The following is a 20,975-nucleotide window of genomic DNA, read 5'->3' on the forward strand; positions in this document are numbered from 1 at the left end:
CATCAGAAGAACGTGCGGATCAGGTCCACCACGCGGTCGTCCGGGTCGAGCTCCGGGATCAGCCGCCACTTGTCGAAAACCGTGCAGGGGTGCGAGATACCGAACCCGAGCCAGGCGCCGACGCCGACGTGTTCGCCCGGAGCCAGCCGCAGGTAGGCGTGTTGATCGTTGAGCCTGGTCACGGTGCTGGCCGCGAGCGACAACGGGACCGGCAGGCCCTGGTCGAAGGCCACGTCACGGCGGCCCATGGCCAACACCGCCAGGTCCGGTTCGGGTCGTGACACCACCCGGGCGTGAACCTGCAGCGCGGGGCGCAGCCCGGCCCGCCCGTCCCGGGTCAGCGGCGACGTTCGCGCGTACAGACCGTGATCGTGGGTCAGGTAGCACCCGCTGCGCAGGATCGTCCGGACCGCCAGCCCGCCCGGCCAGCCGGTCAGCTCGTCGGCGACGGTGTCGAAGTAGGTCGATCCCCCCGCGCTGAGCAGCACCGTATCGGTCTCGAACAACGCGGCGAGCCGGGTCACCGTCGCCCGCAGCTCGCGCAGGTGGGTGACGACCACGGCCAGTCCGTCGGCGGTCAGCTCATGTCCCAGCGCGGCCTCGTATCCTGCGACCCCCACCAGCCGCAGCCGCGGTGACGCCGCGGCGGCGCGGGCGACGGCGTCGGCCTCGGGCGCGGTGCGGCACCCGGTCCGGCCACCGGGCTGGCCGAGTTCGACACAGACGTCCACCGGGCGCGCTCCGGCCGGCAGCGCGGAGGTCATCAGCTCGACGCCGGCCACCGAGTCGACCCAGCACACGAACCCCAGGCCGGGGTCACGGTCCAACTCGCCGGCCAGCCAGCGCAGCCCGGGTGCGTCCACCAGTTCGTTGGCCAGGATCAACCGCCGGACCCCGAACGCCCGGTACACCGCGGCCTGGGACACGGTGGCCACCGTGATCGCGCAGGCGCCCGCGTCGAGCTGGCGGGCGGCCAGCTGCGGCGACATGTGGGTCTTGCCGTGTGGTGCGAGTTCCACCCCGTGCGCGCGGCACCAGGCGGCCATCGTCTCGAGGTTGTGTGCGACGGCGTCGGCGCGCAGCACGCAGACCGGACCGGTCGGCCCGGCGGCGAACAGGTCGGGTGCCTCGGCCACGATCTGCGCCTGGGTGTGGCCCCACCACTGGGGCGGGATCCCCTTGGCGGTCCAGTCCACCGGGCGCTCGGCCAGCGCGCGGACCGCCGCATGGTCGATCGGCGCGTTGGTGGGCACACTCATCCGTTCATTTAAGCTGGCAGGTCGTGACCTCCCCAGATTCGCCCACCGATCCCGGCGCAGCCACCCACGACGACGTTCCCGAGCAGTTCCGGATCCGTCAGGGCAAGCGTGAGCGGCTACTCGCCGAGGGACGCGAGCCTTATCCGGTCGAGGTGGCCCGCACCCACAGCCTGGCCGAACTGCGCGAGGGGTATCCGGATCTGCCCGCGGACACCGCGACGGGGCTGCAGGTCGGGGTCGCCGGCCGGGTGATCTTCGCCCGCAACTCCGGCAAGCTGTGCTTCGCGACGCTGCAGGAGGGTGACGGTGCCCAGCTGCAGGCCATGATCAGCCTCGACCGGGTGGGACGTGAGGCGCTCGACGCGTGGAAGGCCGACGTCGACCTGGGCGACATCGTGTTCGTGCACGGTGAGGTGATCAGTTCCCGCCGCGGCGAACTCTCGGTGCTGGCCGACTCCTGGCAGATGGCGTCGAAGGCGCTGCGTCCGCTGCCGGTCGCGCACAAGGAGATGAGCGAGGAGGCCAGGGTCCGGCAGCGCTATGTGGACCTGATCGTGCGCCCGGAAGCACGCACCATCGCCCGCCAGCGGATCGCGGTCGTGCGTGCGGTGCGCTCGGCGTTGGAGCGGCGCGGGTTCCTCGAGGTGGAGACACCGATTTTGCAGACGCTGGCGGGCGGCGCCGCCGCGCGGCCGTTCGCCACGCACTCGAACGCGCTGGACGCCGACCTGTTCCTGCGGATCGCGCCCGAGTTGTTCCTCAAGCGGTGTGTGGTGGGCGGTTTCGAGCGCGTGTTCGAGTTGAATCGGGTTTTCCGCAACGAAGGCGCGGATTCCACCCATTCGCCCGAATTCGCAATGCTCGAGACCTATCAGGCGTATGGCACCTACGACGATTCCGCGGTCACCACCCGCGAGGTAATTCAGGAGGTCGCCGACGAGGCGATCGGCACGCGACAGGTCCCATTGCCGGATGGCAGTGTCTACGATCTCGACGGCGAATGGGATGCGATAGAAATGTATCCATCGTTGTCGACCGCGCTCGGCGAAGAGATCACCCCGCAGACAACGGCGGAACGGCTTTGGCAGATCGCGGACAGTTTGGGCCTCGAGATTCCGCGGGACCGCGGTTATGGACACGGAAAATTGGTCGAGGAACTCTGGGAATACACCGTCGGCGACACGTTGTGGGCGCCGACATTCGTGCGCGACTTCCCGGTGGAGACGACACCGTTGACCAGACCGCACCGCAGCATTGCGGGGGTCACCGAGAAATGGGATCTCTACGTGCGCCACATCGAGCTGGCGACCGGATACTCAGAGCTGATCGACCCGATCATCCAGCGCGAACGGTTCGAGGAGCAGGCGCGGGCGGCGGCCGCCGGCGACGACGAGGCGATGGCTCTCGACGAGGACTTCCTCGCCTCGCTCGAGTATGCGATGCCGCCGACAACGGGTACCGGAATGGGAATCGACCGCCTGTTGATGGCGTTGACCGGGCTCTCGATTAGGGAGACGGTATTGTTCCCGATTGTTCGCCGTCACGGCAACTGATGCGCCACGATTCGTGTGTTGTTGAATGAATTGCCACTTTATGGCACATTAGTTCCTGTTCGCGGGATCGAATCTATTCGTGCAGAAGCGGCAGGCAGTAGAAGGGCGCAGGTTTAATGGCGAAGAAAGTAACCGTCACGTTGGTCGACGATTTCGACGGTGAGGGTTCCGCCGACGAGACCGTGGAATTCGGTCTCGATGGTGTGAGTTATGAGATCGATCTCTCCACCAAGAATGCAGCGAAGCTTCGCAATGAGCTCAAGCCGTGGCTGGAGGCCGGCCGCCGGGTCGGTGGCCGCCGTCGGGGCCGTTCGGCCGGAACCGGCCGCGCCGCGATCGACCGGGAGCAGAGTGCGGCGATCCGGGACTGGGCTCGGCGAAACGGTCACAACGTGTCCACCCGCGGGCGCATCCCCGCCGATGTCATCGACGCATTCCACGCGGCGACCTGAGAGCTACCGGCCGACGTCCGGGACCACGGGGGCCCGGTTCGCTAGCGGCGAACTGATCGTGTGGGCACCTGGGAAACGATCCTTCTTGCTGTCGCGTTGCAGCTAGCAGCGCCGGGTGGTTGTCAGCCGTCGCGCCTGTTGTCGCCCTGCAGGGGCTGCCAGGCGGGGCACCCGGGGCCGCCGCCCATTACAGTGGACGGCAGGTGTATAGCGTTGCTGGACGTTCGGGTGGCGCAGGCACCTATTCATGCGATGGAGAGCAGGTAACCACGGATGTTCGAAAGATTCACCGACCGAGCACGTCGGGTCGTCGTCCTGGCTCAAGAAGAAGCCCGGATGCTCAACCACAACTACATCGGCACCGAGCACATCCTGCTGGGACTTATCCACGAGGGCGAGGGCGTAGCGGCCAAGTCGCTCGAGTCGCTGGGCATCTCCCTGGAGGGGGTGCGCAGCCAGGTCGAGGAGATCATCGGCCAGGGCCAGCAGGCGCCGTCCGGCCACATCCCGTTCACCCCGCGCGCCAAGAAGGTTCTCGAGCTGAGCCTGCGCGAGGCCCTGCAGCTGGGCCACAACTACATCGGCACCGAGCACATCCTGCTCGGCCTCATCCGTGAGGGCGAGGGCGTTGCGGCCCAGGTGCTGGTCAAGCTCGGCGCCGAGCTCACCCGGGTGCGCCAGCAGGTGATCCAGCTGCTGAGCGGCTACCAGGGCAAGGAGACCGCGGAGGCGGGCACCGGTGGCCGGGGAGGGGAAACCGGCAATCCTTCTACGTCATTGGTGCTCGACCAGTTCGGCCGCAACCTGACCGCCGCCGCGATGGAGGGCAAGCTCGACCCGGTCATCGGCCGGGAGAAGGAGATCGAGCGGGTCATGCAGGTGCTGTCCCGGCGCACCAAGAACAACCCGGTGCTGATCGGCGAGCCCGGCGTCGGCAAGACCGCCGTGGTCGAGGGACTCGCCCAGGCCATCGTGCACGGCGAGGTGCCCGAGACGCTGAAGGACAAGCAGCTCTACACCCTCGACCTGGGCTCGCTGGTGGCCGGCAGCCGCTACCGCGGTGACTTCGAGGAGCGCCTCAAGAAGGTGCTCAAGGAGATCAACACCCGCGGCGACATCATCCTGTTCATCGACGAGCTGCACACGCTGGTCGGTGCGGGTGCCGCCGAGGGCGCGATCGACGCCGCCAGCATCCTCAAGCCCAAGCTGGCCCGCGGTGAACTGCAGACGATCGGCGCAACCACGCTCGACGAGTACCGCAAGTACATCGAGAAGGACGCCGCCCTGGAGCGCCGGTTCCAGCCGGTGCAGGTCGGGGAGCCGACGGTGGAGCACACCATCGAGATCCTCAAGGGGCTGCGGGACCGCTACGAGGCGCACCACCGCGTGTCGATCACCGATTCGGCGTTGGTGGCCGCGGCCACGCTGGCCGACCGCTACATCAACGACCGCTACCTGCCGGACAAGGCGATCGACCTGATCGACGAGGCCGGCGCCCGGATGCGGATCCGCCGGATGACCGCACCGCCGGACCTGCGCGAGTTCGACGAGAAGATCGCCGACGCCCGCCGGGAGAAGGAGTCCGCGATCGACGCGCAGGACTTCGAGAAGGCGGCCAGCCTGCGCGACCGCGAGAAGCAACTCGTCGCGCAGCGTGCCGAGCGAGAAAAGCAGTGGCGCTCCGGTGATCTCGACGTGGTCGCCGAGGTCGACGACGAGCAGATCGCCGAGGTGCTCGGCAACTGGACCGGCATCCCGGTGTTCAAGCTCACCGAAGAGGAGACCACCCGGCTGCTGCGCATGGAGGATGAGCTGCACAAGCGGATCATCGGCCAGGAGGACGCCGTCAAGGCGGTCTCCAAGGCCATCCGGCGCACCCGTGCCGGCCTGAAGGATCCCAAGCGGCCGTCGGGTTCGTTCATCTTCGCCGGGCCGTCCGGTGTGGGTAAGACCGAGCTGTCCAAGGCGCTGGCCAACTTCCTGTTCGGCGACGACGACGCGCTGATCCAGATCGACATGGGCGAGTTCCACGACCGGTTCACCGCGTCACGCCTGTTCGGTGCGCCGCCGGGGTATGTGGGCTACGAAGAGGGCGGTCAGCTCACCGAGAAGGTGCGCCGCAAGCCCTTCTCGGTGGTGCTGTTCGACGAGATCGAGAAGGCGCATCAGGAGATCTACAACAGCCTGTTGCAGGTGCTCGAGGACGGCCGCCTGACCGACGGTCAGGGTCGCACCGTCGACTTCAAGAACACGGTGCTGATCTTCACGTCGAACCTCGGCACGTCCGACATCTCCAAGGCGGTCGGTCTGGGCTTCACCCAGGGTGGTGGCGAGAACAATTACGAGCGGATGAAGCAGAAGGTCAACGACGAACTCAAGAAGCACTTCCGTCCGGAGTTCCTCAACCGCATCGACGACATCATCGTCTTCCACCAGCTGACTCAGGACGAGATCATCCGGATGGTGGACCTGATGATCGGTCGGGTCGCCAACCAGCTCAAGGGCAAGGACATGGCCATCGAGCTGACCGACAACGCCAAGGCGCTGCTGGCCAAGCGCGGTTTCGACCCGGTGTTGGGGGCCCGGCCGCTGCGCCGGACCATCCAGCGCGAGATCGAGGACGCGCTCTCGGAGAAGATCCTCTTCGAGGAGGTCGGGCCCGGCCAGCTGGTCACCGTCGACGTGGACAACTGGGACGGCGAGGGTGCCGGCGAGGACGCGGTGTTCACGTTCGCCGGTAGCCGCAAGCCTGTCGCGGACGCCGAGCCGGACCTGGCTCAGGCCGGCGCGGCCGGCACCTCGGGCGCAGCCGAGTAACGACGAGAAGACGCAGAACAGGCGGTCACCCCAAGGGTGGCCGCCTGTTTGCGTGCGCGGGCTCAATCCGCCGCCGCGCCGCCCAGATGGAGGTGCACATGTCGGCCAGTCGTCCCACTCGGCTTTGCTCATGCACTGTGCGACGATCGGCATGGCCTCGTCCTCTTCGCGGCGCAAGTGAGGCAGCATCACTGCCGCCAGCTTGTCGACAGCCCGGAGCAACGCTTGCCGGCCGGCATCGCTGGCCGCGTAATCGCGTGCGAATCCCGCGACATCGCCCATCGCCTCGGTGAGTGCGTGGTGGTCGCGGTCCATCTCGTCTAGTACGGTTGTTGCCTTCAGAACCCGTTGACGCACAATCGGATACAGTCCGTGGTCCGCTGCGTAGTGGTGCTTGTGCAGGGATCGGATCATCCACGTCAGGTGGTCGGCGATGGCGGCCCGCTGCACCGGGTCCGGGTAGGGCCAGCTGCTCAGCGCCGTGTGAACTCGCAGGAGGTCACGACGCAACGCGTTGTGCACGATCGTCATGATCCTGGTATTTGCAGGTGTGGAATCTTTCATTGGACAACACCTTTCGCGGCGAACACAGCCAAACTGAGTTCGGTTATCCACTGGATGTACTGCTCTGGGGTCCAGCCGCGGATCTCGGTCAGCAGGATGTAGAGGTCGCTCGAGTAGAGCGCCTGCATGCCTTCGATATCTTGGTCCGACGGGTCCGGATGGACTGTCTGCAAGGTGAGCCGGGCCTGTTCGCGTTCCTCGGCGAGGACCAGACGTTCGACGTCGGCGAGGTTGTCATCGGTCCGGGCGGCTTCGCGCAGCACCATCCGCAGCCGCGCGACCCGCCCGTGCACTTCCGCCTGGATGCGCGCAAGTGCCTCGATCCGCTCCGTCGGCGAACCGACAGTCGTCACGGCGCGGAATTCCGGACGCTCCGAAAGCGCAAACGGTTCATCTTCGCCCACTACCAGGATGTTCAGCACCTCCTTGAACAGGGCTGCCTTCGACGGGAAGTTCGAGTACACGGTCTCCACCGACACACCGGCATCGCGGGCGATCTCGCGCATCCCAGCGCCGTGCCACCCGTGTTGGACAAAATTCGCGCGCGCGGTGCCGAGGATTTCCCGCCGGGTCTGCTCGGCGTTCTGTCGCCGACGCGTCGAGTTGTACTTCCGCCGAGGGGGCGCCTTGTCGGTTGCCGTCATGTTGATGAGCTTGGGCCGTCGCTGTATTCAATACAATAGTGTGCTATTCAATTACTTCGCAACCCCATGGCTCGGTGAAGACCTTGAGTCAAGTCGGACCATCCTCGGTGGTTGGCCGCCTGTTTGCTCTACGCTGCAGGGGTACCCGATGGTCAACGGAATACCGGTGAGAGTCCGGAGCGGTCGCGCCACTGTAGACAGTCAGACCCGCTGGCCATCACACCTCTCACTGGGACGCGACATCCCGGAAAGGATCACGATGACCACTCCTGAGGTGGGCAGAACCCGATCGGCTGCCCTCGACTTCTCCGGCGCCAAGGCCGCGTTGTGGCTCTCGCTCACCGCTGTCATTGCCCTGCTGGTGCTCTACTTCGTCGGCCTCGACCAGGGCGCCACGTCGGTGTTCGGCAGCAACACCGTCGTCCACGAGTTCGTACACGATGCGCGCCACCTGCTGGGATTCCCCTGCCACTAGCGCCGGCGGGTTGGACAACCGGACATGGAGAGGCAGATCATCTGGCGCGGTCTGCTGGCCGGCGCCCTGGCGGGTGTGTTGGCGTTCTTGTTCGCCAGGATCTTCGTCGAGCCGCGGATCGCGCTGGCAATCGACTACGAGGACGGGGTTGCGGCGGCGAGGGATGCCGTCGAGACCGCGGCCGGTCATGCCGGGCACAGTCACGGCGGCGACGGTGCCGGATTCACCCGCGCCGTTCAGATGAACATCGGGATGGGTCTGGGCGTGCTGGCGTTCAGCGTCGCGATCGGCGCGCTGTTCGCCGTCGTGTTCGCGGTGGCCTACGGACGTGTCGGCAACATCTCGGCCCGCCTGCTTTCGCTCTACGTGGCGGGCGGCATGCTACTGAGCCTGTACGTGGTTCCGGCGCTGAAATACCCGGCCAGTCCGCCTGCGCTGAGTCTGGACGAGACGCTCCGGCAGCGCACCCTGCTGTATCTGTTGATGGTGGTGGTCTCGGCCGCGCTGTTGGTCGCGGCGATCTACCTGGGCCGTCGGCTGGTCGCGCGGCTGGGTCCTTTCATCGCAGCGGTGATCGCGGCAGCGGGTTACGTCGTCGCGGTGGCACTGGTGATGCTGGTGTTGCCGGGAATCGACGAGACCCCGGGGCCGCTGGTCGACGATTCCGGCGCCATCATCTACCCGGGCTTTCCGGCCGATGCGCTCTACGAGTTCCGGCTGTACTCGCTCGGAACGCAGTTCGTCGTCTACGCCACCATCGGTCTGTCGTTCGCGGTGATGATGTCACGGTTGCTCGGTGAGCGGCTGAAGTCTCCGCAGGCGTGAGCATGCACGTTGAGTGAGGTGCTCCGCCTGACCCTGGTGGCACATGCCATGACCGACGCGATGGCGGTCGGGCGCTTTCCCGCCGACGAACCACTCAACGACACCGGCCGCCGCCAGGTCGACGATGTGGCCGCCGGGCCCGTGCATCGTGCCCTGTGCGGGCCGGAGATCCGGGTGCGGCAGACGGCTCAGTGCCTGGGGTTGCACCCCGAGGTCGAGCCCGCGCTGGCGGATCTGGACTGCGGCCGCTGGCGCGGTGAAATTCTCGACGACGTGTCGCCCGCCGACGTTACGACCTGGCTGACCGATCCGACCAGCGCGCCGCACGGCGGCGAATCGATCGTCGAACTGGTCGCTCGCGTGCGCCATTGGATGACTTCGTTGACCGCCGAGCACACCCGCATCGTGGCGGTCAGCCACCCTGCCGTCGTCCGCGCAGCGGTGCTCGTCGCACTCGACGCGCCGCCGAACTCGTTCTGGCGCATCGACGTAGCCCCGGTAAGCCGGACGGTCATGCATTTCCGCGGCGCCGCGTGGACGCTGCGCTTTACGCAATGAGTTCTCGGTACAGGTGGTAGTTCTCGTCGTCGAAGCAGACGAAGGTGACTTCGGAAAACGATGCCAGGCCGGGGAAGTCGGCGGTGGTCTTCCACGCGATCTGTGCGGCGGATTCCTTCGGGAAGCGGTAGATCCCGGTGCTGATGTTTTGGGAAGGCGATCGTGCGGACGTCGTGGTCGAACGCCAGTTGCAGGCTGTTTCGGTAGCAGTCCCGCAACAGGTCGGCCTCGCCGTGATCGCCGTCCTGTCACACCGGCCCCACCATGTGGATCACGTAGCCGGCCGGTAGATCGCCCGCCGTGGTGATTACGGCTTGACCTGTCGCGCAACCACCTTGGCGGTTACGAACGGCAACACATGCATCATGTGACGTCTTGCCGGCCTTGCGATGAATTGCTCCGTCCACGCCACCACCGTCGAGCAGCGAGGTGTTGGCCGCATTGACCACCGCGTCTACCTCGAGCGTGGTGATGTCACCCTGAACGACACGAAGCCTCATGGGGGTGTCCCCTGGTCCCGTTCGATCAGCGCGAACATCTGCTCGGCGATCGACAGCAGCCAGGCCGCCGCGGTCTGGCTGCGGTACTCGGGCCAGTTCGTCTGCAGGCTGACCACATACGCCTGCCCGGTGCGGTCGACGGCATACCAGCTGAAGGTCAGGTCGCCGGGCAGGTTGCCGGCCTTGGCGCCGATGTAGGGCCACTGCGTGTGGTCGAGTTCGATGCCGGGGACGGCCGACAGGATGTCGCGGACCGGCGTGGCTTCGCCGACCGCGGCGGCCTGTAGCGCGGCATGCAGTCGGCAGATGTCGGCGGCGCTGGCGTACCACTCCGCCCCGATGGCCGAGGCCGGCGTGTGCGTGCGTTCCGGATCGGGTTCGTAGGGGCGGGAATTGGTCTGCTGGAGCAGCTGCGCGCGACCCTGCCGAGAGGCGTGTTTCCACTGTTCGCGCAGGTCGGGTTCGCCCCAGCCGACCGAGAACAGCTCGTGCATGGTGGGGAACGGCGTCATGCTGGCCGGGTCGTGATGCCCCGCTGCCACCAGGGCCTGCTCGATGGCACCCGGACCCAGCCGTCCGATCAGCAGGTCGGTGGCCATGTTGTCGCTCGCCGAGATCATCTGCTGGGCGGCGTCGCGGACGCTCACCTCGGTGCCGGGCGGCATCTTGTCGAAGCCCGACGACCCGACCGCCTTCGCCTCCTTGGTGATCGTCAGCGTGTCGTCCCAGTGCAGCGTGTCCGCCTTCACCGCGTCGGCCACGGCGAGCAGCACGTAGAGCTTGAAGATCGACGCCAGCGGCAGGGACATGTCGGTGTTGGTACCGGCGACCTTGGTGCACCGGCCGTCGTCGACCTTCGCGACCTGGTACGAGTAGCGGGCGCCGGACTTGGTCAGCTCGGCGTCGATGTCGGCCCAGTCGTCGATGACGGGGGGGTCGAGGGTGACCTGGAACCGGTCGACCATCCCCGCGTCATCGGTGCGCAACTCGATGGTCTGGGCGACCCGGTAGGACGTGAGCACGTGCAGCACGGCGCTGCCGGCACCGATCTCGACGTCGGTCACGGTGAACGGCCGGTCCCACCAGATTCGGTCCAGCGTCACGCCGACGTGCTCGACGATCTGCGGCGCTGCGAGCGTGCGGACCCCGATCGGACCGATCGGCCAGTCGCTGTTGAGCATGTCCATCGTCTGCTTGGCCCGCAGACCCTGGGGGGTGTTGATCTGGATGGGCACTCCGTAGCTGGCATCCAGCGGCGCCGGCCGGGAGGTGGCGCAGCCGCAGGCCAGCGCGAGGACCAGGACCAACGCGAGGGTCAGCGTGCCGGCCCGGCGTCGGTCCCTGACCGCGTCACGCAGTGGCGTCTGTCCCGGCAACGTCAAGCACAACCTCGAACTCCAGCAAAGACGCGCCCTTGGCTACCGGGTTGGCCCGTTCGCCGGCGTGTGCCGCGATGGCCGGCCCGTTCGCCCAGGCCTGGAACGCCTCTTCGGACTCCCACTGGGTGACCACGAAATAGCGGTCCTCGCCCTTGACGGGCCGCAGCAGCTGGAACCCGAGAAAGCCCGGCTGGTTGTCCACCGCGTGGGCACGGTGCGCGAACCGCTTCTCCAGTTCGGGCCCGGCGTTGGGCGGGATCTCGATCGCGTTGATCTTCACCACAGGGGTTTGGCTGGACATGGTGTTCAGGCTACCGCGCGGGATCGGCATGATGAATCGATGGATGGCGATCTGCTGGTCCGCCGGGGTGGCACCGGCCGGCCCCTGGTTCTGGTGCACGGGCTGATGGGGCGGGGCAGCACCTGGTCGCGCCAATGGCCGTGGCTGGCACGCCACGGCGAGGTCTATACCTACGACGCGCCGTGGCATCGCGGCCGTGAGGTCCTCGACCCGCACCCTGTCGGCACCGAGCGGTTCGTCGCTGACCTCGCCGACGCCGTGGAGTCGCTCGGCGGGCCGGTGGTCCTGGTCGGCCACTCAATGGGAGGGCTGCATTCCTGGTGTCTGGCGGCGGCCCGGCCGGACCTGGTGGCGGGCGTGGTGGTCGAGGACATGGCCCCGGATTTCCGCGGTCGCACGACCGGGCCGTGGGAGCCGTGGTTGCACGCGCTGCCCGACGAGTTCACCAGCGCCACACAGGTTTTCGACGAGTTCGGGCCGGTGGCCGGTCAGTATTTCCTGGACGCGTTCGACCGGACCCCGACGGGGTGGCGCCTGCACGGGGAGCCGAGGCGCTGGGTCGAGATCGCCGCCGAGTGGGGCACCCGCGACTACTGGACCCAATGGCGCGCGGTGTCGGCGCCGGTGCTGTTGCTGGAGGCGGGTGACTCCGTCACCCCGCCCGGACAGATGGCGGCGATGGCGCGGACCGGGCGCCGGGCGACGTATCGGCAGGTCCCCGGCGCCGGTCATCTCATCCACGATGACGCACCTCGGAAATATCGGGATGCCGTCGAGGCGTTTCTATCGGCGTTCCCCGCCGGCGCGTGATTGCGGCCAGGTGGGCTGCTGCTCGAAGCGGGTCCGGACTGCGTCGAGGTCGTGCGCGACCCGAAGGTCGTCACGGTCCGACGGGTCCGCTGGCTGCGAGCCGTTGCGCCCGGTCGCCCAGCTGAGCAGGGCGGCCACGGCGAATGCGGTGGCGAGGATCAGGAAGGTCAGTGCGATATCCATGGCAGTAATCGTGCATCCAGGAAAGATCATGCCAACAGTGGCAGAGGGGACACCTGTCGTTAAGATACTGCCATGGCGATAAAGAGTGTGTCGGCCCTGGTGCTCGACGGGCTCGCCGTCTTCGAGTTCGGCGTCATCTGCGAGGTCTTCGGGATCGACCGGTCCGCGGACGGGGTCCCCAACTTCGATTTCAAGGTGTGTGGCCCGGAGCCGGGCAAGCCGCTGCGGACCTCGGTCGGCGCGATGATCACCCCCGATCACGGGCTCGACGATCTGGTGGGCGCCGACCTGGTCGCGATCCCGGCCATCGCGATGGGCTCGTCGGAGTATCTACCGGAGGCCCTCGACGCGCTGCGCCGCGCCGCGGCGTCCGGAGCGACGATCCTGACCGTGTGTTCGGGCGCCTTCGTGGCGGGCGCGGCCGGGCTGCTCGACGGCCGGCCGTGCACCACCCATTGGATGCACGCCGACCAGCTGGCCGACATGTATCCGACGGCCAACGTCGACCGCAACGTGCTGTTCGTCGACGACGGGAACCTGATCACCAGCGCGGGCACCGCGGCGGGCATCGACGCCTGCCTGCACCTGGTACGCCGTGAACTGGGCAGTGAGGTCACCAACACGATCGCGCGCCGGATGGTGGTCCCACCCCAGCGGGACGGCGGCCAGCGACAGTACATCGACCAGCCGATCCCGCTGCGCTGTTCGGAGCGGTTCGCCCCGCATCTGGATTGGATCCTGGCCAACCTGGACAAACCGCACACCGTGACCACGCTGGCCCGGCGCGCCCACATGTCCGGCCGAACCTTCGCGCGGCGGTTCGTCGAGGAGACCGGCCGCACGCCGATGCAGTGGGTCACCGACCAACGGGTGCTGTTCGCGCGCCGACTGCTGGAGGAGACCACGCTGGACATCGACCGGATCGCCGATCGGTCCGGATTCGGCAACGCCACGCTGCTGCGTCACCACTTCAGGCGGGTGATCGGTGTGACGCCCTCGGACTACCGGCGGCGCTTCGCGTGCGCCGGTGCCGAGGACGCCGAGTCCGCCGAGTCCGCCGAGGACACGGTCGTCTCGGCGTAACCCCCGGCGTCGCCCTCGCCGCAGAGCGCGAAGCGGCCGTCGGCGGTCTGCTCCACCAGCCCGTCGACGAGCAGCGAGTCCAGCGCGCGGTCCCGCTGCGCGGTGTCGGCGGTCCAGGCCACGTCCAGTTCGGTCCGGGTGACGGGCGCCGCGCTGCCGCGCAGGACGTCGAGCAGCCTGCCCCGCACCTGCCGGTCGGTGCCCGCGTAGCGCTGGGTGCGCCGCCGTGGACCGGCGCCCGCCGGGAAGCCCAGCGTGCGCCACGAACAGTGGCGCAGTGGACAGACACCGCAGCGCGGGGCCCTTGCCGTGCACACCGTCGCGCCGAGCTCCATCAGCGCGACCGAGAACCGTGGTGCGCTGCCGTCGTCCGGCAGCAGCGCGGCGACGTCGTCGAGATCGCGCGACGACGCCGATCCGGCGTCGTCGCGCCCGTGCACCACCCGGGCCACCACCCGGCGCACGTTGGTGTCGACCACCGGAACCCGCTGCCGGTAGGCGAAGCAGGCCACCGCGCGGGCGGTGTAGGTGCCGACCCCGGGCAACGTCAGCAGGGTCTCGACGTCGGACGGGACCACGTCGGCGTGTTCGGTGGCGATCACCGTCGCGCATTCGTGCAGCCGCTTGGCGCGCCGCGGATAGCCGAGCTTTCCCCACGCCCGCACCACGTCGGCCGGGCCGGCCGCCGCCGTCGCCGACGGGGTGGGCCAGCGGGTGACCCAGTCCAGCCAGATCGGCTGCACCCGCGCCACCGGCGTCTGCTGCAACATGAACTCGCTGACCAGGATCTGCCACGCAGGCACCCCGGGCCGACGCCACGGCAGATCACGCTGGGCGCGGGTGTACCAGTCGAGAAGTTCCTCCGTATCGATCATCGCGACGCACTCGGGCAGAATGACGGGCATGCCGAACACGAATCCGTTGACCGCGTGGAAAGCACTCAAGGAGGGTAACGAGCGCTTTGTCGCGGGCAAGCCGCTGCATCCCAGCCAGAGCATCGAGCACCGGGCCAGCCTGGCCGCCGCGCAGAAGCCGACCGCCGTGGTCTTCGGGTGTGCCGACAGCCGGGTCGCCGCCGAGATCATCTTCGACCAGGGCCTCGGCGACATGTTCGTGGTGCGCACCGCCGGGCATGTCATCGACGGCGCGGTGCTGGGGTCGATCGAGTACGCGGTGACGGTGCTGAAGGTGCCGCTGATCGTGGTGCTCGGGCACGACAGCTGCGGCGCGGTGGGCGCGACCCTCGGTGCGCTCGACGACGGCGCGGTGCCCGGCGGCTACGTCCGTGACGTGGTGGAACGGGTGACGCCGTCCATCCTGATCGGGCGTAAGGAGGGCCTCACGCGGGTCGACGAGTTCGAGGCCCGACACGTCACCGAGACCGGCCGGCAGCTGCTGAGCCGCTCGACGGCGATCTCCGAGGCGGTCAACAACGGCAAGCTCGCCATCGTCGGGCTGACCTACAACCTGGCCAACGGCAAAGTGCAGCTCGGCGAACATCTCGGCGATATCGGCGAGGCCTGAGCGCGACACGCCGGGCAGCCTCGAACGACACGGCGTGACCTGGCTTTACCGTGAGTTTGTGCTGGATCTAGAACCGCATGGCCCGCTGCCCACCCAGATCTACTGGCGACGCAGGGCGCTGGCGCTCGGCATCGCGGTGCTCGTTGTCGGCATCGTCGCCGCCGTCATCGCGGTGGTCGTGCTCAACAGCACGAGCTCCGAGCAGCCCACCGCCAACGAATCCCCGACGGCCGAAGCCGCACCCCCCACCCCGCTGCCCGGCGACGATCCGGCGGTCAAGACGCCGATCCAGCCGCCGGCCCAGGACGCCCCGGCGCCCACCCCGACCGCCACCGCCGCGGTGGTGCCGCCGCCGATCCTCAAGGAGGGTGACGACTGCCCGGACTCCACCCTGGCGGTCAAGGGCATCACCAACCAACCGCAGTACGTCGTCGGTGACCAGCCGAAGTTCACCATGGTCGTCACCAACATCGGCCTGGTCGCCTGTCAGCGCGACGTCGGCGCCGCGGTGCTGGCCGCCTATGTGTACTCGCTGGACAACCAGCGGCTCTGGTCCAACCTCGACTGCGCGCCGTCCAACGAGACGTTGATCAAGACCTTCCAGCCCGGCGAGCAGGTGACCACCGAGGTGACCTGGACGGGGATGGGGTCGGCGCCGAACTGCCCGCTGCCGCGGCAGCCGATCGGCCCGGGAACCTACAACCTGGTCGTGCAGCTGGGGAATCTCCGGTCGGCCACCGTGCCGTTCATCCTGGCTCAGTCCGCGGCGCCGCCCGGTGACGGACAGCTCCCGGCCGACGGCACACCGCACCTGCCGGTGCCCGGCCCGGTCGGCTAGATCCGGCGGCCTCAGGCCAGCCGGTCGGCGATGGTGGACTCGGCCAGCGCGGACAGGCCTTCCCTGATGTGGCGCGCCCACATCGAGCCGATGCCTTCCACGGACTGCAGGTCGCTGGCGGTGGCCGCGAGCAGGCCCTGAAGCGAGCCGAACGAGCGCACCAGCAGGTCGACGTGCGCGAACTGCAGCCGCGGGATGCCCGACATCGCCCGGTAGCCGCGTGAGCTCATCGCCGAGTCCTGCGCGTCTGACGTCGACGGATAGCCGAAAACCCTTGCCAGCGCGGTGAAGTCGAGTAGTTCGCTGTCCGAGAGCGAGTCGAGCTCCTCCAGCGTCGTGGTCACCTGGGTCGGGGTCGGCGGGTCCGGGTTGGCGTGGTAGTCGCGCACGAGCAGCTCGCGTTCGGTGTCGTTGTCGCCGACCAGCTCGTCGAGCTGCAGCTTGAGCTGACGGCCGTCGGTGCCCAGCTCGACGACGTCGGCGTCGATCTCCAGACCGATCCGGCGGACCATCTCCAGCCGCTGCGCCACCGTCATCACGTCGCGCAGCGTCACGAAGTCCTCGATCTCGGCCATCGACAGCTGCCTGCTGACCTCGTCGAGCCGGCTCTTGTAGCGCTCCAGGGTGGCGATGGTCTGGTTGGCGCGGGACAGGATCTTCGCCGAGTCCGGGACCACGTGGCGCTCACCGGCCACGTAGACGGTGACGATGCTCATCGAATGGCTGACCGAGATCACCGGATAGCCGGTCTGGATCGCGGTGCGCTCGGCCGAGCGGTGCCGGGTGCCGGATTCCTCGGTCGGAATGGACGGGTCCGGCACCAGCTGCACGTTCGCCCGCAGGATCCGGCCGCCGTCGCTGGACAGCACCACCGCGCCGTCCATCTTCGACAGCTCGCGCAGCCGGGTCGGTGCGTAGCGCACGTCGAGCTGGAAACCGCCGTCGCAGATGGCCTCGACGCCGTCGTCGTAGCCGATGACGATCAGGGCGCCGGTGCGGCCCCGCAGGATGCGCTCCAGGCCGTCGCGCAGGGGTGTTCCGGGTGCCAGCCGGGCGATCGTCTCACGCAGCGTGGGCCGGGCCAGCGGTACGACCGTGCGGCCGGTTCGCCCCGACCCGGAATTCACGGACTTCACGGCCATCTGGTCTCCACCGCTCGACGGTCTCTAATTCGGGCTATTTTGGCCGATCCGCGTCAGTACCTGCAATGCCCCGACGATGTCCTCGGCCGGTAGCACCCGCAGGCCGGCGGGCGCGGCGGTGATCCCCGTCGGCACCACCGCAGAGGTGAAACCGAGTCGGGCCGCCTCGGCCAGCCGGCGGTCCATGCCGGTCACCCGCCGCAGATCGCCCGCCAGCCCGACCTCGCCGATCGCCACGGTGGTCGGCGGCAGCGGCACGTCCAGCGCCGACGATGCGACGGCCAGCGCCACCGCGAGATCCGACGACGAGTCGGTCAGGCGCATCCCGCCGACCGTCGACAGGTAGATGTCGTTGGCGCCGACCGGCAGCCTGGCCCGCTTCTCGAGCACCGCGGTGATCATCGCGGCACGCGAGGAGTCGATCCCGCTGACCGCGCGGCGCGGGCTGCCGCTGGCCGGGGCGCCGATCAACGCCTGCACCTCGCCGATCAACGGGCGCTTGCCGTCCAGCGTGACCGTCACCGCGGTCCCCGGCACCGCCTTGGGGCGCTGGTCGAGGAACAGGCCGGACGGATCGGCCACACACTCGATTCCGCTGTCGTGCAACAAGAAACAGCCGACTTCATCGGCGGCGCCGAAGCGGTTCTTGACGCCGCGGACCATTCGGAGCGCCGAAGCCCGGTCGCCCTCGAAATGCAGCACGACGTCCACGAGGTGTTCGAGCGATCGCGGGCCCGCGATGGCGCCGTCCTTGGTCACGTGGCCCACCAGCAACATGGCCACCCCGGAGGTCTTCGCGGTCATGGTCAGCGCCGTCGTGACCGCGCGCACCTGGGTGACGCCGCCGGTGACGCCGTCGGCCTCGGTGGTCGACAGCGTCTGCACAGAATCGACGACGACCAGGCTGGGCCGCACCGCATCGATGTGTCCGAGCGCGGTCTGCAGGTCGGACTCGGCCGCCAGGAACACCTCGTCGTGGGAACAGCCGGTGCGCTCGGCGCGCAGCCGGATCTGGCCGGCCGACTCTTCGCCGGACAGGTACAGCGCGCGGCGTCCGGTCAGCGCCCACCGGTGGGCGACCTCGAGCAGCAGTGTGGACTTGCCGACACCGGGATCGCCGGCCAGCAGCGTCACCGAACCGGGCACCAGACCACCGCCGAGGACCCGGTCCAGTTCGCTGACACCGGTGTGGAAGTGGCGCGTCCTGCCGGGGTCGATCGAGCTGATCGGCACGGCCGGCGACGCGGGGGCGACGGCGCGCCGGGTGGCGGAGCCGACCGCGCTCAACGCGACCTCGTCGACGGTCCCCCAGGTGCCGCACTCAGGGCAGCGGCCCACCCACTTGGGTGTCAGGTGATGGCATTCCGAACAGCGATACTGCGAACGTGTCTTCGAACCGGCCCGGGTCACGCCGTGACCGTAACCGCCGGGACCGACATTTGGCGTGAGGCGCCCGTGTCACGCCTGAGCGGGATCAGTGCCCGCCCGAATGCCCCGCGGAGTCGCCGGCCTCGAGCGGGGCATCCCGGCGCGGCTGTTCGCCGGCCGAGATCGGCACCGCGATGGTGGTCTCTCCGCCCTTCTCGAAGGTGAAGGTGAAGTCGTAGGTCAGCCCGTTGGTGATGGGCTTGGACAGGTCGACGGTCGCCTCCGAGGTGTCGGCGGTCTCGACGCTCTCCAGCTGGGTGGGCTGGCCGTCCGGGGTGCCGACCACCAGGACGCCGCCCGCGGGCAGCTCCTTGCCGCCGCTGAGGGTCACCGTGCCCACGTCCGAGGTGATCGACACGAGCTTGTCGTTGACGTCGGGCGAGGTGTTCACGGCGACGAAGATCAGCTCCACATCGCCGCCCGGCTGGACGTAGTCGGAGGTCTGGTCGGCGCGCAGGTGGACGTTGCGCAGATCCACCGAGTCGGCTTTGCCGCTGGTGCCGTTGACGGCCGGCTCCTGGGTCGCCACCTGGGAGACCTGGCCGGCGCTGCATGCGCTCAGCGCTGCCGACACGGCCAATCCGCCCACGGCCAACGCGGCCGCGGTGACTGAAGGGCGCCGTTTCAACGGGTTCACTGGGGCCTCCTGCTCGGCCGACGAGGCGATGCGACGGTCCGTGCCTCGGCCGTCTCTGTGATTCGACTATGCAGAGTAGTAGGTCGCCGAAACATGCGGTAGCGGAGGGGCTTGCGGATCCGGTGCCTTGCACGGAATCGTCGGCGTGTCAACCCCTAGTGTTCACCGACTGTGCCCCTGACCTGCACCGTTGATCCGCACCCCGTGACGGCCCGTGTTAACATCAAAGGGTGAAAGGGGCTCGAATCTGATGATTTTCAAGGTCGGAGACACCGTTGTCTATCCACACCACGGTGCCGCGTTGATCGAGGCGATCGAAACCCGGACCATCAAGGGCGAGCAGAAAGAGTATCTCGTTCTGAAGGTTGCGCAGGGAGATCTCACCGTTCGGGTGCCCGCTGAGAACGCCGAATACGTGGGTGTTCGCGATGTGGTCGGACAGGAAGGCCTGGACAAGGTCTTTCAGGTGCTGCGGGCCCCGCACACCGAGGAGCCGACCAACTGGTCGCGTCGGTACAAGGCCAATCTCGAGAAGTTGGCCTCCGGTGACGTCAACAAGGTGGCCGAGGTCGTGCGTGACCTTTGGCGCCGGGATCAGGAACGCGGTCTGTCGGCGGGCGAGAAGCGGATGCTGGCCAAGGCCCGCCAGATCCTGGTCGGTGAGCTTGCACTGGCGGAGAACACCGACGACGCCAAGGCCGCGACCATCCTCGACGAGGTGCTGGCTGCCGCGTCCTGACGCGCTCCCGGTGGAGCGACGATGACGCCACGCGTCGGTCTCGGCACCGACGTCCACCCCATCGAAGCCGGTAGGCCGTGCTGGCTGTTGTGCCTGCGGTTCGACGGCAGCGACGGCTGCGCTGGGCACTCCGACGGCGATGTGGCAGCGCACGCCCTGTGCGACGCGCTGCTGTCGGCGGCGGGGCTCGGCGACATCGGCGAGGTGTTCGGCACCGGGCTGCCGCAGTGGCGGGGGGTCAGCGGCGCCGACATGCTGCGGCATGTGCGAGCGCTGCTGACGGACGCGGGTCTGCGGGTCGGCAACGCCGCGGTGCAGGTGATCGGCAATCACCCCAAGGTCGGCCCCCGCCGCGCCGAGGCGCAGGAGCTGCTGTCCGGGCTGCTGGGCGCGCCGGTGTCGGTGTCGGCCACCACCACCGACGGTCTCGGTCTGACCGGGCGTGGGGAGGGCCTGGCGGCGATCGCGACGGCCCTGGTCGTCACCGACGAGCGCTTGCGCGAGGAGTCAACCGGCACCGACGAGCGCTTGCGCGAGGAGTCAACCGGCACCGACGAGCGCTTGCGCGAGGAGTCAACCGGCACCGACGAGCGCTTGCGCGAGGAGTCAACCGGCACCGACGAGCGCTTGCGCGAGGAGTCAACCGGCACCGACGAGCGCTTGCGCGAGGAGTCAACCGGCACCGACGAGCGCTTGCGCGAGGAGTCAACCGGCACCGACGAGCGCTTGCGCGAGGAGTCAACCGGCACCGACGAGCGCTTGCGCGAGGAGTCAACCGGCACCGACGAGCGCTTGCGCGAGGAGTCAACCGGCACCGACGAGCGCTTGCGCGAGGAGTCAACCGGCACCGACGAGCGCTTGCGCGAGGAGTCAACCGGCACCGACGAGCGCTTGCGCGAGGAGTCAACCGGCACCGACGAGCGCTTGCGCGAGGAGTCAACCGGCACCGACGAGCGCTTGCGCGAGGAGTCAACCGGCACCGACGAGCGCTTGCGCGAGGAGTCAACCGGCACCGACGAGCGCTTGCGCGAGGAGTCAACCGGCACCGACGAGCGCTTGCGCGAGGAGTCAACCGGCACCGACGAGCGCTTGCGCGAGGAGTCAACCGGCACCGACGAGCGCTTGCGCGAGGAGTCAACCGGCACCGACGAGCGCTTGCGCGAGGAGTCAACCGGCACCGACGAGCGCTTGCGCGAGGAGTCAACCGGCACCGACGAGCGCTTGCGCGAGGAGTCAACCGGCACCGACGAGCGCTTGCGCGAGG

20 protein-coding genes and 3 pseudogenes are annotated in these 20,975 nt (G+C 68.4%); 12 read left to right on the top strand and 11 right to left on the bottom strand.

Going from position 1 to position 20,975, the window contains the following annotated elements:
- Window positions 1–2 precede the first annotated feature (2 nt).
- Window positions 3–1,259: an alanine racemase gene (locus JDV09_RS03985; RefSeq protein WP_221367806.1), complete on the bottom strand. Its 1,257-nt coding sequence runs from the start codon at window positions 1,257–1,259 to the stop codon at window positions 3–5.
- A gap of 23 nt (window positions 1,260–1,282) precedes the next feature.
- Here JDV09_RS03985 and lysS point away from each other — a divergent pair, with 23 nt between their 5' ends.
- From lysS to clpC1, 3 genes are all read left to right on the top strand, one after another.
- Window positions 1,283–2,812 carry a lysine--tRNA ligase gene (lysS, locus tag JDV09_RS03990; protein ID WP_221367807.1) on the top strand — a complete coding sequence of 510 codons (1,530 nt, stop codon included), beginning with the start codon at window positions 1,283–1,285 and terminating at the stop codon, window positions 2,810–2,812.
- Between the two features lie 116 nt (window positions 2,813–2,928).
- Window positions 2,929–3,264 carry a histone-like nucleoid-structuring protein Lsr2 gene (gene lsr2, locus JDV09_RS03995; RefSeq protein ID WP_221367808.1) on the top strand — a complete coding sequence of 112 codons (336 nt, stop codon included), beginning with the start codon at window positions 2,929–2,931 and terminating at the stop codon, window positions 3,262–3,264.
- Between the two features lie 273 nt (window positions 3,265–3,537).
- Window positions 3,538–6,081, top strand: a complete 2,544-nt coding sequence (gene clpC1 / locus JDV09_RS04000) for an ATP-dependent protease ATP-binding subunit ClpC (protein WP_221367809.1) — start codon at window positions 3,538–3,540, stop codon at window positions 6,079–6,081.
- A gap of 156 nt (window positions 6,082–6,237) precedes the next feature.
- Here the strand turns inward: clpC1 and JDV09_RS27385 are convergent.
- Both JDV09_RS27385 and JDV09_RS04010 read right to left on the bottom strand, forming a co-directional pair.
- A pseudogene (locus JDV09_RS27385) lies at window positions 6,238–6,645 on the bottom strand (hemerythrin domain-containing protein); the annotation flags it as partial.
- On the bottom strand, window positions 6,642–7,289 hold the full coding sequence (locus tag JDV09_RS04010; RefSeq protein ID WP_221367810.1) for a TetR/AcrR family transcriptional regulator: 648 nt from the start codon (window positions 7,287–7,289) through the stop codon (window positions 6,642–6,644). The pseudogene JDV09_RS27385 and the gene JDV09_RS04010, both read right to left, overlap by 4 nt.
- Before the next feature lie 259 nt (window positions 7,290–7,548).
- On the opposite strand from JDV09_RS04010, the gene JDV09_RS04015 reads away from it, so the two are divergent.
- Genes JDV09_RS04015 through JDV09_RS04025 form a run of 3 tightly spaced genes read left to right on the top strand, consistent with a single transcriptional unit; the run spans window position 7,549 to window position 9,147 of the window.
- Window positions 7,549–7,764 (top strand): CbtB domain-containing protein, encoded by a 216-nt coding sequence (locus JDV09_RS04015; RefSeq protein ID WP_221367811.1) that lies wholly within the window; start codon window positions 7,549–7,551, stop codon window positions 7,762–7,764.
- A 24-nt stretch (window positions 7,765–7,788) separates the two neighbouring features.
- The gene (locus JDV09_RS04020) at window positions 7,789–8,589 is read left to right on the top strand and encodes a CbtA family protein (RefSeq protein WP_221367812.1); all 801 of its coding nucleotides are present in this window, start codon (window positions 7,789–7,791) and stop codon (window positions 8,587–8,589) included.
- Window positions 8,590–8,598: 9 nt separating this feature from the next.
- Entirely contained in the window at window positions 8,599–9,147 is a 549-nt protein-coding gene (locus JDV09_RS04025; protein WP_221367813.1) for a histidine phosphatase family protein, read from the top strand.
- Between the two features lie 206 nt (window positions 9,148–9,353).
- On the opposite strand, the pseudogene JDV09_RS04030 reads toward JDV09_RS04025, so the two are convergent.
- The 3 genes and pseudogenes from JDV09_RS04030 to mhuD form a co-directional block, all read right to left on the bottom strand.
- Window positions 9,354–9,647 (bottom strand): annotated as a pseudogene (locus JDV09_RS04030) (macro domain-containing protein); the annotation flags it as partial.
- Window positions 9,644–11,023, bottom strand: coding sequence for a serine hydrolase (locus tag JDV09_RS04035; protein WP_221367886.1), 1,380 nt, complete (start codon window positions 11,021–11,023; stop codon window positions 9,644–9,646). The pseudogene JDV09_RS04030 and the gene JDV09_RS04035, both read right to left, overlap by 4 nt.
- Window positions 10,998–11,327, bottom strand: a complete 330-nt coding sequence (gene mhuD, locus JDV09_RS04040) for a mycobilin-forming heme oxygenase MhuD (RefSeq protein WP_221367815.1) — start codon at window positions 11,325–11,327, stop codon at window positions 10,998–11,000. The genes JDV09_RS04035 and mhuD overlap by 26 nt, the downstream gene beginning before the upstream one ends.
- A gap of 39 nt (window positions 11,328–11,366) precedes the next feature.
- Here mhuD and JDV09_RS04045 point away from each other — a divergent pair, with 39 nt between their 5' ends.
- Entirely contained in the window at window positions 11,367–12,137 is a 771-nt protein-coding gene (locus JDV09_RS04045; RefSeq protein WP_221367816.1) for an alpha/beta fold hydrolase, read from the top strand.
- On the opposite strand, the gene JDV09_RS04050 is transcribed toward JDV09_RS04045, so the two are convergent.
- Window positions 12,111–12,320 (bottom strand): hypothetical protein, encoded by a 210-nt coding sequence (locus JDV09_RS04050; RefSeq protein ID WP_221367817.1) that lies wholly within the window; start codon window positions 12,318–12,320, stop codon window positions 12,111–12,113. The two genes, JDV09_RS04045 and JDV09_RS04050, sit on opposite strands and share 27 nt — an antisense overlap.
- Window positions 12,321–12,392: 72 nt before the next feature.
- Between JDV09_RS04050 and JDV09_RS04055 the strand changes: the two genes are divergently transcribed.
- On the top strand, window positions 12,393–13,403 hold the full coding sequence (locus JDV09_RS04055) for a GlxA family transcriptional regulator (protein WP_221367818.1): 1,011 nt from the start codon (window positions 12,393–12,395) through the stop codon (window positions 13,401–13,403).
- Here JDV09_RS04055 and JDV09_RS04060 read toward each other — a convergent pair.
- The gene (locus JDV09_RS04060) at window positions 13,322–14,278 is read right to left on the bottom strand and encodes an iron-sulfur binding domain-containing protein (RefSeq protein WP_221367887.1); all 957 of its coding nucleotides are present in this window, start codon (window positions 14,276–14,278) and stop codon (window positions 13,322–13,324) included. The two genes, JDV09_RS04055 and JDV09_RS04060, sit on opposite strands and share 82 nt — an antisense overlap.
- A gap of 28 nt (window positions 14,279–14,306) precedes the next feature.
- Here JDV09_RS04060 and JDV09_RS04065 point away from each other — a divergent pair, with 28 nt between their 5' ends.
- Together JDV09_RS04065 and JDV09_RS04070 are read left to right on the top strand one after the other, a co-directional pair.
- Window positions 14,307–14,927 carry a carbonic anhydrase gene (locus tag JDV09_RS04065; protein WP_221367819.1) on the top strand — a complete coding sequence of 207 codons (621 nt, stop codon included), beginning with the start codon at window positions 14,307–14,309 and terminating at the stop codon, window positions 14,925–14,927.
- Between the two features lie 58 nt (window positions 14,928–14,985).
- A complete protein-coding gene (locus tag JDV09_RS04070; RefSeq protein ID WP_221367820.1) occupies window positions 14,986–15,765 on the top strand; it encodes a hypothetical protein in 780 nt (259 codons plus the stop codon).
- Between the two features lie 11 nt (window positions 15,766–15,776).
- Here JDV09_RS04070 and disA read toward each other — a convergent pair whose 3' ends face one another.
- The 3 genes from disA to JDV09_RS04085 form a co-directional block, all read right to left on the bottom strand.
- Window positions 15,777–16,907 carry a DNA integrity scanning diadenylate cyclase DisA gene (disA, locus tag JDV09_RS04075; RefSeq protein ID WP_221367821.1) on the bottom strand — a complete coding sequence of 377 codons (1,131 nt, stop codon included), beginning with the start codon at window positions 16,905–16,907 and terminating at the stop codon, window positions 15,777–15,779.
- A gap of 24 nt (window positions 16,908–16,931) precedes the next feature.
- Window positions 16,932–18,317: a DNA repair protein RadA gene (gene radA, locus JDV09_RS04080; protein ID WP_221367822.1), complete on the bottom strand. Its 1,386-nt coding sequence runs from the start codon at window positions 18,315–18,317 to the stop codon at window positions 16,932–16,934.
- A gap of 64 nt (window positions 18,318–18,381) precedes the next feature.
- Window positions 18,382–18,972 carry a copper chaperone PCu(A)C domain-containing protein gene (locus JDV09_RS04085; protein WP_221367823.1) on the bottom strand — a complete coding sequence of 197 codons (591 nt, stop codon included), beginning with the start codon at window positions 18,970–18,972 and terminating at the stop codon, window positions 18,382–18,384.
- Window positions 18,973–19,222: 250 nt separating this feature from the next.
- Between JDV09_RS04085 and carD the strand changes: the two genes are divergently transcribed.
- Entirely contained in the window at window positions 19,223–19,711 is a 489-nt protein-coding gene (gene carD / locus JDV09_RS04090) for an RNA polymerase-binding transcription factor CarD (protein ID WP_020100886.1), read from the top strand.
- 21 nt (window positions 19,712–19,732) lie between these two features.
- Window positions 19,733–20,200: pseudogene (gene ispF, locus JDV09_RS04095) on the top strand (2-C-methyl-D-erythritol 2,4-cyclodiphosphate synthase); the annotation flags it as partial.
- Window positions 20,201–20,975: the final 775 nt, after the last annotated feature.

Source organism: Mycolicibacterium xanthum, assembly GCF_019710635.1.
GTDB lineage: Bacteria > Actinomycetota > Actinomycetes > Mycobacteriales > Mycobacteriaceae > Mycobacterium > Mycobacterium xanthum.

Excerpts from the sequence above, each read along its gene's own strand:
- JDV09_RS03985 (WP_221367806.1), bottom strand. The coding sequence starts at position 1,259 with ATGAGTGTGCCCACCAACGCGCCGATCGACCATGCGGCGGTCCGCGCG.
- disA (WP_221367821.1), bottom strand. The coding sequence starts at position 16,907 with ATGGCCGTGAAGTCCGTGAATTCCGGGTCGGGGCGAACCGGCCGCACG.
- JDV09_RS04065 (WP_221367819.1), top strand. The coding sequence starts at position 14,307 with ATGCCGAACACGAATCCGTTGACCGCGTGGAAAGCACTCAAGGAGGGT.
- lsr2 (WP_221367808.1), top strand. The coding sequence starts at position 2,929 with ATGGCGAAGAAAGTAACCGTCACGTTGGTCGACGATTTCGACGGTGAG.
- JDV09_RS04015 (WP_221367811.1), top strand. The coding sequence starts at position 7,549 with ATGACCACTCCTGAGGTGGGCAGAACCCGATCGGCTGCCCTCGACTTC.
- JDV09_RS04010 (WP_221367810.1), bottom strand. The coding sequence starts at position 7,289 with ATGACGGCAACCGACAAGGCGCCCCCTCGGCGGAAGTACAACTCGACG.
- mhuD (WP_221367815.1), bottom strand. The coding sequence starts at position 11,327 with ATGTCCAGCCAAACCCCTGTGGTGAAGATCAACGCGATCGAGATCCCG.
- JDV09_RS04045 (WP_221367816.1), top strand. The coding sequence starts at position 11,367 with ATGGATGGCGATCTGCTGGTCCGCCGGGGTGGCACCGGCCGGCCCCTG.
- JDV09_RS04060 (WP_221367887.1), bottom strand. The coding sequence starts at position 14,278 with ATGATCGATACGGAGGAACTTCTCGACTGGTACACCCGCGCCCAGCGT.
- JDV09_RS04020 (WP_221367812.1), top strand. The coding sequence starts at position 7,789 with ATGGAGAGGCAGATCATCTGGCGCGGTCTGCTGGCCGGCGCCCTGGCG.
- carD (WP_020100886.1), top strand. The coding sequence starts at position 19,223 with ATGATTTTCAAGGTCGGAGACACCGTTGTCTATCCACACCACGGTGCC.
- clpC1 (WP_221367809.1), top strand. The coding sequence starts at position 3,538 with ATGTTCGAAAGATTCACCGACCGAGCACGTCGGGTCGTCGTCCTGGCT.
- JDV09_RS04050 (WP_221367817.1), bottom strand. The coding sequence starts at position 12,320 with ATGGATATCGCACTGACCTTCCTGATCCTCGCCACCGCATTCGCCGTG.
- JDV09_RS04055 (WP_221367818.1), top strand. The coding sequence starts at position 12,393 with ATGGCGATAAAGAGTGTGTCGGCCCTGGTGCTCGACGGGCTCGCCGTC.